Source organism: Streptomyces sp. GbtcB7 (genome assembly GCF_019091445.1).
Classification (GTDB): Bacteria; Actinomycetota; Actinomycetes; order Streptomycetales; family Streptomycetaceae; genus Streptomyces; species Streptomyces mirabilis.
Genome location: NZ_JAGXJM010000001.1, coordinates 619,434 through 634,558 on the forward strand (window position 1 = coordinate 619,434; position 15,125 = coordinate 634,558).

The window sequence follows — 15,125 nt, forward strand, 5'->3', positions numbered from 1 at the left end:
CTGGTAGATGGACGTCAACGGCAAGCGGACAGACACGACCGTGCTGGTCGTGGACGATGCGGCGGCCAGTCGGTACGCCATGAGCGCCGTGCTGCGCCGCGCCGGTCACCAGGTCGTCCCGGTCGCCAGCGGCTCCGAGGCGCTCGTCGAACTCGACGTACGGCTGCGCAAGGGCACCCTGCCCGACGTGGCGCTCATCGACGTGGAGCTGCCGGACATGACCGGCTTCGAACTGTGCCGTCGGCTCAAGGCCCGGCCCCACATGGCCGGCCTGCCCGTCGTGCACTTCTCGGCCGCCGCCGTGGACGCGGGTGACCGCTGCCGGGGCCTCGACGTGGGCGGCGAGGCGTATCTGACGGTGCCCGCCGAGCCCGAGGAGATCGACGCGGTGGTCCGGGCCGCGGTGCGCGCCGCCCGTCTCAGGGCCGGCGACCAGGCGCTGGCACGGCGGCTGACCCGGCTGGCGGAGACGGTCGTCGCCATCCAGACGGCGCGCTCCCCGCAGGAACTCGCCGACGCCGCCGCCGACGGCGCCGCGCGGCTCACCGGCTCGCCCGCCGCCGTCTTCGTCCTCGGCCCGGACGACGAGCTGTACCGCGGCACCTCACGGGACCGTACCTCGCTCGCGATGCCCGACGAGGGCGCCCACCGGGCCGTGGCCGGACTGCTCCGACGGCTCACCCGGGGGCAGTCGGGCGTCCAGATCACCACGGTGCCCGCGCCGCTGTGGCCGGCCGGGTTCTTCCGGCCGGGCGTGCAGCACGACGCCCGCCTGGCGCTGATCCCCATCCAGGAAGGCCGGGCCTCGGTGTGCCTCGCCACGCCCACCCGCGGGGTGCGCCGGGTCAACCCCGAGGACGAGGCCCTGCTGGCCCGGCTCGCCGAGGCCGCCGCGCTCGCCGCCGAACCGCTGCTCATGTACCAGGTCGAACGGCACGTCGCCCTCACCCTCCAGCACAGCTTCCTGCCCCAGCCGCACCGGCTGCCCGAACTGCCGGGCGTCGACGTCGTGGTCCGGTACGTGCCCGCGTCCGCGGAGACCGAGATCGGCGGCGACTTCTACGCGGCCCTGCGCACCGGCGAGGGCGTGCTCACCGCGGTCGGCGACGTCGTCGGGCACTCGCTGGAGGCGGCCACCGTCATGGTCGAGATCAGGCACGCGCTGCGCGCCTACAGCGTCGAGGAGAGCGACCCGGCCGTGCTCGCCGAGCGCCTCGACCGGATGCTCCAGCGCTACCATCCCGCCATCACCACGACCGTCTGCCTGGTCCTGGTCGACCCCGCCACCGGACGCACCCGCATCGCCAACGCCGGCCACATCCCGCCGCTGATCATCCGGGACAACGGGGGCGCCGACTACTCCAAGGCCGCCGGCCCGCTGCTCGGTGTGGGGCTGCCCCACCCGCCGCCCACGGAGCTGTTCCTCGAACCCACCGACCGGCTCCTCATGGTCACCGACGGCCTGATCGAGACCCGGGGCACCGATCTGGCCGTCTCGATGGAGCACCTCCGCGCCGCCGCCACCGGCGCCCTGCCCGGCCTGGACGCCCTCTGCGACACCCTGCTCGACTGCTTCGGCCGGGACCGCGAGGACGACATCGCACTGCTGGCGCTGCGGCTAGGGTGACCGGGAAACCCTAGAACAGGAGTGCCCATGCCGCAGATCACCGTCGACTACTCCTACTCGCTCGACGACGCCTTCGACCAGCGCGGCTTCGCGCTCGCGCTGCACCCGGTGGTCGTCGAGACGGCGGCCGCGCGCATCGAGGCGTGCAAGACGCGGTTCCGGTGCACCGATGAAGAGGTGGTGGGGGCGGGGGAGGACGGACACGCCATCGTGCACATCACGCTCGCCCTGCTCCCGGGCCGCACCGACGAGACCAAGGCCAAGCTCACCGAAGCCGTACTGGAGCTGCTGCGCAAGCACATCGAGCCCACCGACGGGGTCTCGACGGTGCACGCGTCCGCCGAGGTACGCGACCTCGACCCGTCGTACCGGAAGTACGAGGAGTAGAGGCCGCCGGGCCTACGAGGCCGGGGGTGAGGCCAGCGCGATCAGCCGGACGGCGAGGTCGGTGAACGGCCCGTCGCCCGGGTCGCCCTTGAGCGCCCGGCGCAGCAGCGCGCCCAGCTCCTCGTCGTGCGTGGCGCTCACCGCCGCCAGCGCCGCGAAGTCCTGCACGAGCTGCACCTCCAGCTCGCCGCGCGGAATCCGCCGCCCGTCCAGCCAGATCAGCGCCGTCGACTCGACGAGCGAGATCCAGGAGCGGATCACCAGCTCCAGGCGGGCGGGCGGGTCCTCGACCTTCAGATGCGACAGGATCTGGACATAGGCGGCCTGCCGCACCGCGTCGACGAGCGCGTTGGTCTTCGAGGAGCCGACCGCGGGACCGCCGCGCATCAACGCCGCGAAACCGGGCCCGTGGTCGTCCACGAAGTCGAAGAACCGGCGCATGACCCGCAGCAGCCGCGAGCCCAGCGGGCCCTCGTGCGGCTCCACGAAGCGGCTCGCGAGATCGTCCGAGGCGCGCTGCAACGCCGCCTCGTACAGGCTGATTTTGCCGGGGAAGTAGTGGTAGACCAACGGCCGTGAGATACCCGCGGCCGAGGCTATCTCGTCGATCGAGACCTCGTCGGGTGAGCGTCGGCTGAAGAGGTCGAGGGCGACGCCGATCAACTGTTGCCGCCGCTCCTCGACACCCATCCTGCGGCGTACCCCGGTTGTCATACGAACACCTTACCGATCGGATCCGGCCCCGAACGGGCCGGTCCGGCCATGGTCGTTCACATGTCCAACACGATGCGATCACCGAGCGCCCGCGAAACACAGATCAGCATCGAGTCACCACGCTCCGTGTCGGTGAGCAGTTCGTCGCGGTGCTCGATCTCGCCTTCCAGCACCCGCTGTTGGCAGGTTCCGCAGAATCCCTGCTCGCAGGAGTAGGCGGTGTCGGGCAGTTCGGCGCGTACGGCGGCGAGCACGGTGGTGTCGGCGGCGACGCTCACCGTACGTCCGCTGCGGCGCAGTTCGACCTCGAAGGCGCCGTTGCCCTCGGCGGAGGTGCTCGGCGTGAACCGCTCCAGGTGCAGCGCCGCACCGTCGGGCAGTCGGCGTCCGACCGCCTCCATCAGCCCCTCGGGGCCACAGCAGTGGACGGCCGCGCCCGCCGGCACGTCCGCGAACAGCGCGTCGAGATCGGGCCGTCCGTCCTCGTCCTCGGCCACGACGGTGACCCGGCCGCCGCGCAGCTTCCCGATCTCCTCCAGGAACGGCATCGACGCGCGCGTCCGGCCGCCGTACAGCAGCCGCCACTCCGCGCGGTCCTGGACCGCCCGCAGCATCGGCAGGATCGGTGTGATCCCGATGCCGCCCGCGACGAAGACGTATGCGGGCGCCGGCGCGAGGGGGAACCGGTTGCGCGGCCCTCGCACCTCGACCTCCATGCCTTCCCGGAGCTGTTCGTGGACCTCGCGCGACCCGCCCCGCCCGTCCTCGACCAGCCGGGTCGCGACGGTGTACGACGAGGTGTCCTCCGGGTCCCCGCACAGCGAGTACTGCCGTACGAGCCCCGAGGGCAGGACGAGGTCGAGGTGGGCGCCGGGCTCCCAGCGCGGCAGGCCGTGCCCCTCCAGACGCAGTTGTACGACCCCGTCGGCGACCCGCTCGTGCCGGGTGACCAGCAGCCGCAGCGCCCGGGAGCGCGGCCGGCCGGAGATCGGCTCCGCCAGGGCGGGCAGCGGCCACAGCGGCGAGACCTCGATCCGGCGGCGCAGCGCCCGCCGGACGAGCAGGGCCGCACCGGCGACGGCGACGACGGTCCGCAGCCGGGGCGTCATTCGGCTCTCCTCTCGGCAGCCGTCGCCGCCGGTGACGAGGCGAGATAGGCGACCGCCTGCTCGGTCGACCCCTCCTGGGAGGGGTGGTAGGTGCGGCTGAGATAGCGGGGAATGGACTTGAGCATGTCGCCGGTCGACGGCAGTACACCCCGCTTCCCGCTCAGGTAGAAGTCCTTGAAGCTCGCCCTGCCCGCCGTGAGGGTCGGGTCGTTCTCCATGAAGAACCGCGCCCCGCGCTGCCACAGGAAGACCAGGGCGGTGAAGGCCGTGGCCCAGGTCCGGGCGCGGCGCCGGTAGCTCCCGTCGACGTGGAGGAAGAGTTCGAAGGCCACGGACCGGTGCTCGACCTCCTCCGCGCCGTGCCAGCGCATCAGGTCCAGCATGGTGGGATCGGCGCCGCGCCGGTCCAACTCCTCGGCGTTCAGGATCCAGTCGCCGAGGAAGGCGGTGTAGTGCTCGATCGCCGCGATGATCGCGACGCGCTCCATCAGCCACCACCTGCGGGCCCTGCCCGGCGGCAGGGTGCGGTCGCCGAGCAGCTTCTCGAAGAACCAGTCGACCTGGGCGGTGTACGGCGTCGGGTCGAGTCCGAGTTCCCTGAGGTGGGGGAGTACCTCGTCGTGGGCCTGCGAGTGCATCGCCTCCTGCCCGATGAACCCGATGACGTCCGCGCGCAACCGCTCGTCCCGGATGTAGGGCAGTACCTGCTTGTACACGTGCACGAACCAGCGCTCACCGGCAGGCAGCAACAGGTGCAGCACGTTCATGGTGTGCGTGGCGAACGGCTCCCCCGGTACCCAGTGCAGCGGTGTGTCCTCCCAGGAGAACGACACCTTCCGCGCCTTGAGCGGTATTCGCTCGGACTCGACCGGCCGGGGCAGCCGGGCGGCATGCTTGTTAGACATGCCGTCAATGTACTGACGGGTAGGTGCCGGGAGAACCCCCGTGCGCCCACTTGTTGACGCGAAGGTCGGCCGTGACACCCGAGGATGGGCCGGACAGGCCCTAGCGCAGTCCGTCGACCGCTCGTCCGTCCGTCAGGGTGCCCTTCAGCCCGGCCTGATCCCCCTGCTTCGTCCGTACGGCGAGCAGCGCGCCCCGGGCCGACCCGCTCACCCTGCCCGTCGTACTGATCGAGGCGGTGTCCTTGCTGCCCGCCGCGAGGAGGTACCAGTCGCCCGTGCCCGACTTCCACAGCACGCCCGCCAGCACATGGGGGTCACGGCTGCCGCACGCGAGCGAGTTCTCGGCCTTCGCCGCGATGGCACCGTACGCCCCGCCCGGGGTGTGGAACTGGGCCAGGACCCGGGTGCCGTAGCCCCGCCAGGTGTCGGCCCGGGTGCACACCCAGGCGGCCTGCCCGCTCGCGTCGGGCAGCGGCTGCTGCGCGTACTGCCAGGCGTTCACGGACCGCACGCCCTGGGAGCGCACGGCGGCCAGGGAGCAGGCGTACGGCGCCCAGTTCCGCAGCGCCGCCGGGCCCGCGGCCTCGTGGGGTGCCGCGGGCGGCCCCGAGGTGAGATGGGCCGGGATCAGCTCGCCGAGATCGGTCAGCAGGTGCGGGCCCGAGGCGTCGGTCACCTCCATGACGGTCCACGAGGTGCAGGCGCCGGTCGGGGCGGGGCCGGCCAGCGGCGTGCTGACACCCTCGGCCGAGAGGGTGAGGGGCGTCGGGCCCGCGGTCGGCTTCATCAGGTCGCGCTCGGCGGCCTTGGTCACCCAGGGGGCGGTCAGATAGCGGACGTTGCCGTCGGCCCGGTCCAGGACCAGCGCCTCCGCCTCGGCCCCGGTCGCGCCGTCGACCCGGGCGAAGTCGAGGGCCGCGCCGCCCGTGCCGGTGCGCGGCTCGGCGTACCGGGCGATGCGCAGTCCGTCGTAGAAGAGCACCACGCGCGCCTGGTCCACGTCACCGGCGTACAGCAGTTGCGGCGGTCCGGCCGGGGCACCCGAGGGGGTGCCGGGGGTCGCCGAGACCTGCACGGACTCGCCGGGCCGGGCCCAGACGGCGAGCGCGCGGCGCAGCAGCGCGGTGTCCCCGGCGAGGTTGCCGCGCGCGGGCCACACGGAGAAGTCGGTGCGGGCGGACGACCGCCACGCCGTCGGGGCGACCCGCGTCACCTTCCCGGGGTCGAGGGCGGCCTCGGCGGCCGGGTTCTGCGCGTACGACGGGGCGGCGGCGCCGTCGGGTCCCCAGCCGCCGCTGGGCAGGGCGAGCAGCGCGCCGCAGACGGCAGCCGCGGCGCCGGCGGCGAGCGCGGCCTTCATGTGCTGTCTGCGCCGCATCAGGTCGGTGGGCCGGGCGTGCAGCGAACAGGGGTCGAACTCGGGGGACAGGAGCAGGGCGTCCCTGGCCTCGACACCGCCCGCCTCCTTGAGCGCCGCGCCCGGGTCGTCGACGCCCGCCGCCGCCAGCACCTTGCGTACGTCGGGGTCGGGCAGCTTCTCCAGGCCGCGCAGGACGTACGCCGCGCGGGCGGGACTGGACAGGGCCGACAGCCGCTGGTCCAGGGCGAGTTCGTCGGCGCCGCCCGAGCGCGGGAAGAGCCTCAGGCCCCACACCTGGGGGAGCAACGGGGGCAGTTGGGACCGCTTGGGCCAGGCCGCGCGCCGCAGCGGCACCCCGGCCTCCAGTGCCGTACGCACGACCTTGAGGCGTACGAGGGCGTAGCCGGGGTCGCCGTCGCGGCCGGTGGCCTGGGCCGGGATCAGGGTGGCGGTCGTGCGTCCCCGGGGCAGGGCGCGCTGGGTGAGGGAGTGCGCGGTCAGCACCCGTCGGTTGCGGCCGAGGCTCGGCGGCAGCACCAGATAGGCGAGCCGGACGAGCCGCGGGTAGTGCTCGACGAGAGCGGCCTCGGCCTGCTCGACGTCGACGACCGGTCCTGGGGAGGCTGCGGAGCGCTGGGCTACATCCTGTGACTGCACGTTCAGCAAAACGAGCGAATCGGTGGATGGTCACCCCGGGGGCCGGAAGCCCGGAGGGGGTGTGTTCCGGCTCCGGGTCCAGCACAGGCGTGACTTTCCGCCCGTCCGGCGGTAGGTCCGCCGACTGTGCTGATCGGACGAGGTGACCGTAGCGCGAGTTGATCGACTCCGGAGCCCACGGGCCTACGAGTGTGCCGGTTTCCGCTCCAGGGCGTGACGCCGTGGGCTTACGTTCGACTGAACTGTCCGTCCGTAACGGGGGAGATTGAGCACTTGGCGCGCCGCAGCCGTATCGAAGACCAGGGCCCTCGCCGGGGCTCTCGACGGCGTGGGCGCCGACAGGCACCGGAGGAACGTATGAGGTTGACACGCGAAAAGCTGAGCGGGCACGGCCTTGCGGTCGTCGCGGCCGCGGCCCTGCTGGCGCTGACCGGCTGCGGCGGGTCGGGCGGGGGAGGAACCAAGAGCGACTCGGCCGACCGGGTCCCGGCCACCGCGACCGGCAGTCTGGAGGATCTGGCGGCCGAGGTGAAGTGCAAGCCGGACATACAGACGGATGCCGACGAGATCCGTCAGGCGATCTGCAAGAACACCGACGGCAAGTTCGTCCTCGCGACCTTCGCCACCGACCGCGGCCAGCGCGAGTGGATCAACGACGCGAAGGACTACGGCGGGTTCTACCTCGTCGGCGCCAAGTGGGTGGCCGTCGCCGACCAGAAGGTGGTCACGGCGCTGCGTGGCACGCTCGGCGGTGACATGGAGGTCGGGACCGACCACCACCAGCATTCCCACAGCGGCTGAGCCGCACGTACGGCACACACGCAGAAGGCCGGTGGCGGGATCTCCCGCCACCGGCCTTCTCCGTGCCTTGTCGGCTCTTCGCTGAAGCGACTACTGCTTCGGCGAAGGGGCTGCTACCTGCACTGCTTGCCGGTGTTGATGCAGTTGGCGATCTTGTTCGCCAGGCCACCGGTGGTGACGCTGATGAAGTCGTCGTGGTCGGTCGCCGACTTGTGGAGCTGCTCCGGGAAACCGTCCACCGCGTACGCGTTCTTCACCACGCCGTTCTGGAGGACCGGCGGCGCGATCTTGTAGACCAGGCGCATCGTCAGCTGCGGGATCGCCTTGAAGCCGTTGCCGCAGACGCCGCTCGCCGGATCGGCGAAGGCCACGTGCGTGCGGTGGTTGGCGCTGTCGATGTTCTGGCCGTCCCAGCAGCTCTGGAAGGCGAACGTGCGGACCACGTTGCTGCCCTGCGGGCAGATCGGGTACTGCGACGTCAGCTGGACCTTGTTCTCGAAGCCGGTGCAGCTCCAGTGCGCGTTGGCGTTCGCCAGACCGTTGGTGGTGGTCTTGGCGTCACCGGTGATGATGCGCAGGAACTGCGGCATCGCGACGACCTTGCTGGCCGGGCTGCCGACGTACTTGATCTGCGCCTGTACGGGCGTCAGGATCTTGCCGACGTTGCCTTCCTTGCCACCACCGTCCGCGTTCTGGTCGAAGTCCTGCGAGCCGTCCTGGAGACGGACCACGGGCCAGTAGTACGACGACAGGTCGCTCTTGTTCTGGCAGCTGGTCCCGCCCTGCAGGAACGTCTGGTTGCTGGAGAACGCGTTGACCTTCTGGTTGCCGACGTAGTCGTGCAGGTGGTGCGCGCCGTTGGTCACACCGGGCGCCACGATCACGTTGTCGGTGTTGTGGTTCTTGTTCGCGTTCACGCCGCACTGGGTGGTGAACGTACCCCGAGAGGCGTTGGCGCCCTTCTGCGGCTTGCCCTGGACGTTCGGTGCGACCTTCGTGATGTCGACGAAGTCGGCGGCGACGGGACCGTTTCCGGCCTGACCGCCGATGTTGGCCGGCGCGCTCGCGCTCGGAGCCGCGCTGGCCGAGGCGCCGCCGTTGTTCTGCTGGCCGCCGTTGTTCTGGCCACCGTTGTTCTGCTGGCCGTTGTTCTGACCCCCGTTGTTCTGCTGGCCGTTGTTCTGGCCACCGGCGGTGGTCTGGGCCTGGTTGGCGGTGGTGCCGGTGCAGGCGGCGAGACCGTCCAGCGTGGTCGGCGCGGCGGCGCCCACCCGGGTGAAGTCGATCTTGATTCGGCCGATGACCGCGGACCGCTTGTCCTTGAGCGGCGACAGGATCGCGTTCTGGACGAAGCCGGCGTCATTGGCCTGAGCCTGACGCGACGAGGCCAGCCGGGCGTAAGCCTCGGTGATCTGCTTGTCGAGCGTGGCCAGCTCCGCGTCGACGTTCGACTTGGCGTTGGCGGGCACGCTGGTCAGTTTCTGCCCGACATCGGGGCAGGAGATGGTGGCGACCTGGGCGGCGGCGGCCTTGGTGGTGTTCGGGCTCGAGTTGGTCTCGTGCGCCGAGGCGTAGAAATTCGCCCAGATCAATCCGCCCCCACCGATCGCGAGCGCCGCGGATGCGGCAACGGCGCGAACAGCCAGCGGCGAACGTCGTTTGCGAGTGTTGCGTCCCATGGAACTCCTCTGACTTCCTTGCGGGGCAGCGAGGCGCCCGACAGGAGTGAAGCGGCGTCCATCAGTACGCAGGTGACTCCTGAGGCGTTCAGAAACCCTGGAAAATCTTAGAAGTTCGTGAGGTCATTTCCGGCGCAATGGGCTCAGAAGCGCATGTTTTTCGAGGAGTTGATCTCGGAAAACAGGTTTGAATGATATTCAACGGCGTCGGCGGGTCCTTCTTCCTCAGTGGCTGCCGTGGTCCAAATACGCCAGTACGGCGAGTACGCGCCGGTTGTCATCGTCGGAGACCTCCAGCCCCAGTTTGGTGAAGATGTTGGAGGTGTGTTTGGCGATCGCCCGTTCTGTAACCACGAGTTGGGCCGCGATCGCCGCGTTCGAGCGTCCCTGCGCCATCAGTTCGAGCACCTCCAGCTCACGTGGGGTCAGTCGCCCGAGGGGCTGCGCGGTGCCTGAGCGCCGCGCCAGCAACTGCTGAATCACCTGCGGATCCATCGCGGTCCCACCCGCGGCGACCCGCCGTACGGCGTCGATGAACTGTTCCGCGTCGAACACCCGGTCCTTGAGCAGATAACCGACCCCGCCCGTGCCGTCCGCGAGCAACTCCCGTGCGTACAGCTGCTCCACGTGCTGGGAGAGCACGAGCACCGGCAGCCCCGGCCGCTCCCGACGGGCCTGGAGCGCGCACTGCAGTCCCTCGTCCGTGTGCGAGGGCGGCAGTCGTACGTCGACCACGGCGACGTCCGGCGCCAACTCGGCCAGCGCCCGGGTGAGTTCGGGCCCGCTCTCGACGGCGGCGGCGATCTCGAAGTCGTACGCCTCGAGCATCCGGACCAGTCCGTCGCGCAGCAGGAACAGGTCTTCGGCTAGGACAACGCGCAAGGGATCTCCATGGTGACCATGGTGGGACCGCCCGCGGGGCTGCTGACGGCCAGGACGCCGTCGAATGTACCGAGCCGCCGCTCGACGCCGGTGAGGCCCGAGCCCGCGCCGACCCGGGCGCCGCCCTCTCCGTCGTCGGTGACGGTGATGCGGAGCATTCCGTCCCTGTGCTGGAGGTCGACCCAGAGGCGCTCGGCACCGGAGTGCTTGACCGCGTTGGTCAGTACCTCGCTGACGGCGAAGTACGCGGCGGACTCGACGGGGGCGTCGGCACGGCCGTCCATGTCGACGTCCACCTCGCTCACGAGAGGCAGCCGCAGCACCAACGCCCTTACCGCGTCGGCGAGTCCACGCTCGGCGAGCACGGGGGGATGAATACCCCGTACGAGGTCGCGCAGCTCGGTGAGCGCCTCGGCGGAGGACCGGCGGGCCTGGGCGAGCAGCTGTCGGGCCTTGGCCGGGTCCTTCTCGATGAGGACGTCGACGGTCCCCAGGTCCATCCCCATGGCGACCAGTCGCGCCTGCGCCCCGTCGTGCAAGTCTCTCTCGATACGGCGGAGTTCGGCCGCCGACGTGTCCACGGCGGTGCGCCGGGTCTCGGTGAGGACGCGGACCCGTTCGGCGAGTTCGCCGTCGCCGGAGGCGAGGACGGAGCGGGTGAGGAGGAAATGGACCCGCAGGAGGGCGGGGGAGAGGGCGTAGGAGGCGACGAGGAGCGCCGCGCCCAGTGCCCCCGCGAGGAGGGCGGTGCCCTGTCCCGACACCGGCACGAAGCCGTACCACCACCCCACGTGCGTGCCGTCCGTGAAGACCCGCCACAGGCCGGCCGCCAGCGCGAAGCCCTCCAGGGGGTAGAGGAGGAGGGCGGCGGGCAGCAGCGCGGTCACGAACCCGGCGGTCATGTCGACCACCAGCCAGCCGAGGTCGCGCCAGGTCGCCGGGTCCCCCAGCATGCGGAAGCAGCGCGTCCACGGGGTCGTGTCCGCGGGCAGGGTCCGGTACGTGGACGGAATCCGTATCCCGCACCACTCGGCCGCGATGATCCGCCGCCGGTCCGCGAAGGCCCGTACGCCGGTCAGGACCCACGGAGTCGTGACGATCCCCACGCCCACCGGGACGAGCAGGATCGACACGACGGACAGTACGAAGAGCACAACCGCTCCGGTGAACCCCCCGACGGCCAGCATCAGCCCTCGTCCCCCGGCGACCAGTACCTCCGGCCCGCGCGTCCGTATGCCCCTGCCGCTCCACATCTCCATACCGCCAGTCTCACCGACCCGCCCCGCGGGGTCACTGGGCCGAGCACCAGGGCGGGGGTGGTGCCAGGTGCACCCAGGGGCACGGTTTTCCTCGCCCCCGCCGCCCCTACCCGTCCCATCCCCGGGGGCTGCCGCCCCCAGACCCCTGCTTCGGCCTGAACGGCCTCGTCCTCAAACGCCGGACGGGCTGAGGCTTTCAGGGGCGCGGGGAACTGCGCGACCAGCCCCCACCGGCCCGCAGCCGTAAGACCACCCCGCGGGGTCTGGGGCGGAGCCCCAGAAGGATGGGACGGGTAGGGGCGGCGGGGGCGAGGACAAGGCGCTACTGGGTGAGTACCTTTGTCTCCAGGTGCGGTGGGAGGCCCACCGGGGGGCGGCCCGGGCGTTGGGGGGCCACCCCGCCGATGCCCTGGAGCCAGGTCCACGTGTCCGCGACCGTTTCCGAGACGGGCCGGCACCGCAGCCCCGCCGCCACCGCCCGGGACACGTCCGCCCGATGAAGAGCGTCATGCATGTCGGACCCCACCGGCACCCACACCGGCAACTGCGTCCACGGCTGGATCCCGGCGTCGAGGACCACGGAAGGCTCGGTCCAACGGAGTTCCGCCCGCGCCCCGGTGACCTGGACGCACGCGTCGAGCAGCTCCCCCATCGTCGTATGCCCCTGCGGACTCATCAGGTTGTACGCCCCGCTCACCCCCGCATCCGCCGCCCCGAGGATCCACTCCGCGAGATCACGCACATCGACGTACTGGAGGGGGAGGGACCGCGGGCCGGGCGCGAGTACGGGACCGCCCCGGGCGATCCGGGTCAACCACCACGGCAGGCGCCCGATGTTCTCGTACGGCCCGAGGATCAGCCCGGACCGCACGAGCAACGAGCGCTCCGCGCCGAACGCGGACACGACGGCCAACTCGCCGCCGAGTTTGTCCCGCGCGTAGTCGGTCTGTTCGGCGTCCTCGGACGCCCCTTCCACGAGCGGCGCGTCCTCGGCGTAGTCGGCGGGCGGAGCCCACGCGTAGACCGAGCAGCTCGACACGTACACATACCGCCCGGCCCGGTCGGCCAACAGCCGTGCCGTGTCGCGAACGGCCCGCGGCGCCGCCGACCAGGTGTCGACGACGACGTCCCACTCACCATCGGTGGACGCGTCGGCGAGCGCCGCGAGCCCGTCGGGGGCGGTGCGGTCGCCCAGCAAGGACCGCGCCCCGGCGGGCGGCTCGCGGCGCCCGCGGTGGAAGACGGTCACCTCCCAGCCACGGCCGAGCGCCGCCTCCACCACGGCCCGCCCCGCGAAGTCCGTACCGCCCAGCATCAGTAGTTTCTTGGGTGTCATACGGAGGACTCTGCCCGCACGGTCCGTCGGACGGAACGGGAATCTGCTGACAGAAGAGTTCCTGAGCCGCGGAGTGGGTCAACGCCCCGTCGGAGGCGCGTACTTGTACCCCACCCGCCGTACCGTCTGGATCGCCTGCCGGTGCTGCGCCCCCAGCTTGCGCCGCAACCGCGCGACGTGGACGTCGACGGTCCGCCCGTCGCCCACGTGCCCGTAGCCCCACACGGTGGTGACCAACTGGTCGCGGGTGTGCACCCGGTGCGGATGCGAGACGAGGTGCGCGAGCAGCTCGAACTCCAGGTAGGTGAGGTCGAGCGGCCGCCCGTCGACCTCGGCGGTGCGCTGCACGGCGTCGATGCGGACGAGTGGGTCGTCCCCCACGGCGGCGTCGGTGGGGGCCGGGGAGTCCGGGACGGCGACCGGCAGCAGGGGCTGCTGGTCGGCCGGTACGAGGACCAGGTAGCCGATCATCGGCGGCTGGCCGGGGAGTACGGGCAGGGTGTGCGGGGGAGCGGGCAGCCAGGTGGCGCCCGGCGGCAGGAAGTCCGCGACGTCGACCACCTCGTCCCGGTGGACGGCACGGAGTCGGTGCCGTGCGGGGACGGGGGCGGGTGCCGGTGCGGACGTGGTCGCGACGGACGAGAAGGAACGAGTGGTCGCCATGAGAGGTCAGCTCTTTCGCGCGAGAAGTTCGTCGGGAAGGTCGACGACCGCGAGTTCGTGGTCGGGGCCGTCGAGGACGTACGTCGTGCGCGCTGGCCGAAGGCCGGGGTGTACGGCTTTAGAGGGCCGGCGCGTTCGTCGCGCGGCAACACACCCGGTCGAAGTCGTGATGCTGACGGGAAGGCCAGAAGGGCTCCAGGTCGGGGCGACCCGTCGCGGTGTACTTCTGGAAGCTGGCCATGCCCCCATTGAAGCAGAAGCCGGAGCCGGGCAGGAGACTCCTCTCACAGGTCGGACGCGTCCTTGGCGTGAACTTGACGCCGTACGACGGGCTGACCTCGTACGGACGGGGTTGACCTCGCCGTACGAGGCCGATGTCGCGCAACGCGAGGAGGCGCCCACCAGGACGGTGGGCGCCTCCTCGCGTCGCGTGCGGGGCGGATCAGACCTGGCCGGCCTTCTCCAGGGCGGTGCAGCAGGTGTCGACGAGCAGCCGCGTGACGACGTACGGGTCGACGTTGGCGTTCGGGCGGCGGTCCTCGATGTACCCCTTGCCGTCCTTCTCGACCTGCCACGGGATGCGGACCGAGGCGCCGCGGTTGGAGACGCCGTAGGAGTACTCGTTCCACGGGGCGGTCTCGTGCAGACCCGTCAGGCGGTCGTCGATGCCGGCGCCGTAGTTCTTGACGTGGTCGAGCGGCTTCGAGCCCTCGCCCAGCGACTCGCACGCGGTGATGATCGCGTCGTAGCCCTCGCGCATCGCCTTGGTGGAGAAGTTGGTGTGCGCGCCGGCGCCGTTCCAGTCGCCCTTGACCGGCTTGGGGTCGAGGGTCGCGGAGATGTTGAAGTCCTCGGCGGTGCGGTAGAGCAGCCAGCGGGCCACCCACAGCTGGTCGGAGACCTCCAGCGGCGCCAGCGGGCCGACCTGGAACTCCCACTGGCCGGGCATGACCTCGGCGTTGATGCCGGAGATGCCGAGGCCCGCCTTGAGGCAGTTCTCGAGGTGCGCCTCGACGACGTCACGGCCGAAGATCTCGTCCGCGCCGACACCGCAGTAGTAGCCGCCCTGCGGGGCCGGGAAGCCGCCGACGGGGAAGCCGAGCGGGCGCTCCCCGTCGAAGAAGGTGTACTCCTGCTCGATACCGAAGATCGGCTCCTGCGCGGCGAACTTCTCCGCCACCTCGGCCAGCGCGGCACGGGTGTTGGACTCGTGCGGCGTCATGTCGATGTTCAGGACCTCGCACATCACGAGGACGTCGTCGCCGCCGCGGATCGGGTCCGGGAAGGTGGCGACGGGCTTGAGTACGCGGTCCGAGGCGTGACCTTCGGCCTGGTTCGTGGAAGACCCGTCGAAGCCCCAGATCGGCAGCTCGGCGCCCTTGGCGTCGTCGCCCAGTATCTTCGTCTTGGAACGGAGCTTGGCCGTCGGCTCGGTGCCGTCGATCCAGATGTACTCAGCCTTGAAGGTCACGGGCCACATCCTTCGGGGTGTGTCTTTGGGCGCACTGCGGGTGCTGCGGCGCTGCGGCACTGGGGCGCCGCGGTACTGCCCGGCAGCCTGTCAACAGGCGATTTCCCGATCATTGCTCGAATGTGAACCCCGTGTTACCGGGTGTCTCCGTGCTGCGACCCACTCGCCGAGAGCGATTCGCGACCGCATCGGCGGCCCGCTCACGAAGCCCGCGAGCACACGCGTCGGGCCACCGTGGTCCTCCCGGTCCCGGTGGCGGCGGCTCGTATGCGATG

14 protein-coding genes are annotated in these 15,125 nt (G+C 71.2%); 3 read left to right on the plus strand and 11 right to left on the minus strand.

Annotated features, from left to right (window positions below):
• The first annotated feature begins 7 nt into the window (after positions 1-7).
• The gene (locus KVT44_RS02765; protein WP_217565918.1) at positions 8-1,627 is read left to right on the plus strand and encodes a fused response regulator/phosphatase; all 1,620 of its coding nucleotides are present in this window, start codon (positions 8-10) and stop codon (positions 1,625-1,627) included.
• A gap of 27 nt (positions 1,628-1,654) precedes the next feature.
• The gene (locus KVT44_RS02770; RefSeq protein WP_067363410.1) at positions 1,655-2,014 is read left to right on the plus strand and encodes a 5-carboxymethyl-2-hydroxymuconate Delta-isomerase; all 360 of its coding nucleotides are present in this window, start codon (positions 1,655-1,657) and stop codon (positions 2,012-2,014) included.
• A gap of 12 nt (positions 2,015-2,026) precedes the next feature.
• Here KVT44_RS02770 and KVT44_RS02775 read toward each other — a convergent pair whose 3' ends face one another.
• The 4 genes from KVT44_RS02775 to KVT44_RS02790 form a co-directional block, all read right to left on the minus strand.
• The gene (locus KVT44_RS02775; RefSeq protein ID WP_190168547.1) at positions 2,027-2,728 is read right to left on the minus strand and encodes a TetR/AcrR family transcriptional regulator; all 702 of its coding nucleotides are present in this window, start codon (positions 2,726-2,728) and stop codon (positions 2,027-2,029) included.
• Between the two features lie 56 nt (positions 2,729-2,784).
• Entirely contained in the window at positions 2,785-3,837 is a 1,053-nt protein-coding gene (locus KVT44_RS02780) for a PDR/VanB family oxidoreductase (protein ID WP_217565919.1), read from the minus strand.
• Positions 3,834-4,742 carry a metal-dependent hydrolase gene (locus tag KVT44_RS02785; RefSeq protein WP_099923040.1) on the minus strand — a complete coding sequence of 303 codons (909 nt, stop codon included), beginning with the start codon at positions 4,740-4,742 and terminating at the stop codon, positions 3,834-3,836. The genes KVT44_RS02780 and KVT44_RS02785 overlap by 4 nt, the downstream gene beginning before the upstream one ends.
• A 100-nt stretch (positions 4,743-4,842) precedes the next feature.
• Positions 4,843-6,759 (minus strand): hypothetical protein, encoded by a 1,917-nt coding sequence (locus tag KVT44_RS02790; protein ID WP_217565920.1) that lies wholly within the window; start codon positions 6,757-6,759, stop codon positions 4,843-4,845.
• A gap of 357 nt (positions 6,760-7,116) precedes the next feature.
• Between KVT44_RS02790 and KVT44_RS02795 the strand changes: the two genes are divergently transcribed.
• Positions 7,117-7,560: a hypothetical protein gene (locus tag KVT44_RS02795; RefSeq protein WP_097284376.1), complete on the plus strand. Its 444-nt coding sequence runs from the start codon at positions 7,117-7,119 to the stop codon at positions 7,558-7,560.
• A 113-nt stretch (positions 7,561-7,673) separates the two neighbouring features.
• Here the strand turns inward: KVT44_RS02795 and KVT44_RS02800 are convergent, their stop codons facing one another.
• The 7 genes from KVT44_RS02800 to glnII form a co-directional block, all read right to left on the minus strand.
• Positions 7,674-9,239, minus strand: coding sequence for a DUF1996 domain-containing protein (locus KVT44_RS02800; protein ID WP_190168543.1), 1,566 nt, complete (start codon positions 9,237-9,239; stop codon positions 7,674-7,676).
• Between the two features lie 225 nt (positions 9,240-9,464).
• Positions 9,465-10,121 (minus strand): response regulator transcription factor, encoded by a 657-nt coding sequence (locus KVT44_RS02805; protein ID WP_190168542.1) that lies wholly within the window; start codon positions 10,119-10,121, stop codon positions 9,465-9,467.
• Positions 10,106-11,380: a sensor domain-containing protein gene (locus tag KVT44_RS02810; protein ID WP_190168541.1), complete on the minus strand. Its 1,275-nt coding sequence runs from the start codon at positions 11,378-11,380 to the stop codon at positions 10,106-10,108. The genes KVT44_RS02805 and KVT44_RS02810 overlap by 16 nt, the downstream gene beginning before the upstream one ends.
• A 322-nt stretch (positions 11,381-11,702) precedes the next feature.
• Positions 11,703-12,695 carry an NAD-dependent epimerase/dehydratase family protein gene (locus KVT44_RS02815; protein ID WP_217565975.1) on the minus strand — a complete coding sequence of 331 codons (993 nt, stop codon included), beginning with the start codon at positions 12,693-12,695 and terminating at the stop codon, positions 11,703-11,705.
• A gap of 99 nt (positions 12,696-12,794) precedes the next feature.
• On the minus strand, positions 12,795-13,379 hold the full coding sequence (locus tag KVT44_RS02820; RefSeq protein WP_054230807.1) for a winged helix-turn-helix domain-containing protein: 585 nt from the start codon (positions 13,377-13,379) through the stop codon (positions 12,795-12,797).
• A gap of 118 nt (positions 13,380-13,497) precedes the next feature.
• On the minus strand, positions 13,498-13,620 hold the full coding sequence (locus KVT44_RS59945) for a hypothetical protein (protein ID WP_095858130.1): 123 nt from the start codon (positions 13,618-13,620) through the stop codon (positions 13,498-13,500).
• A gap of 201 nt (positions 13,621-13,821) precedes the next feature.
• A complete protein-coding gene (glnII, locus tag KVT44_RS02825) occupies positions 13,822-14,850 on the minus strand; it encodes a glutamine synthetase (RefSeq protein ID WP_075026477.1) in 1,029 nt (342 codons plus the stop codon).
• Positions 14,851-15,125: the final 275 nt, after the last annotated feature.

Excerpts from the sequence above, each read along its gene's own strand:
- KVT44_RS02765 (WP_217565918.1), top strand. The coding sequence starts at position 8 with ATGGACGTCAACGGCAAGCGGACAGACACGACCGTGCTGGTCGTGGAC.
- KVT44_RS02770 (WP_067363410.1), top strand. The coding sequence starts at position 1,655 with ATGCCGCAGATCACCGTCGACTACTCCTACTCGCTCGACGACGCCTTC.
- KVT44_RS02775 (WP_190168547.1), bottom strand. The coding sequence starts at position 2,728 with ATGACAACCGGGGTACGCCGCAGGATGGGTGTCGAGGAGCGGCGGCAA.
- KVT44_RS02780 (WP_217565919.1), bottom strand. The coding sequence starts at position 3,837 with ATGACGCCCCGGCTGCGGACCGTCGTCGCCGTCGCCGGTGCGGCCCTG.
- KVT44_RS02785 (WP_099923040.1), bottom strand. The coding sequence starts at position 4,742 with ATGTCTAACAAGCATGCCGCCCGGCTGCCCCGGCCGGTCGAGTCCGAG.
- KVT44_RS02795 (WP_097284376.1), top strand. The coding sequence starts at position 7,117 with ATGAGGTTGACACGCGAAAAGCTGAGCGGGCACGGCCTTGCGGTCGTC.
- KVT44_RS02800 (WP_190168543.1), bottom strand. The coding sequence starts at position 9,239 with ATGGGACGCAACACTCGCAAACGACGTTCGCCGCTGGCTGTTCGCGCC.
- KVT44_RS02810 (WP_190168541.1), bottom strand. The coding sequence starts at position 11,380 with ATGGAGATGTGGAGCGGCAGGGGCATACGGACGCGCGGGCCGGAGGTA.
- KVT44_RS02815 (WP_217565975.1), bottom strand. The coding sequence starts at position 12,695 with ATGCTGGGCGGTACGGACTTCGCGGGGCGGGCCGTGGTGGAGGCGGCG.
- KVT44_RS02820 (WP_054230807.1), bottom strand. The coding sequence starts at position 13,379 with ATGGCGACCACTCGTTCCTTCTCGTCCGTCGCGACCACGTCCGCACCG.
- KVT44_RS59945 (WP_095858130.1), bottom strand. The coding sequence starts at position 13,620 with ATGGCCAGCTTCCAGAAGTACACCGCGACGGGTCGCCCCGACCTGGAG.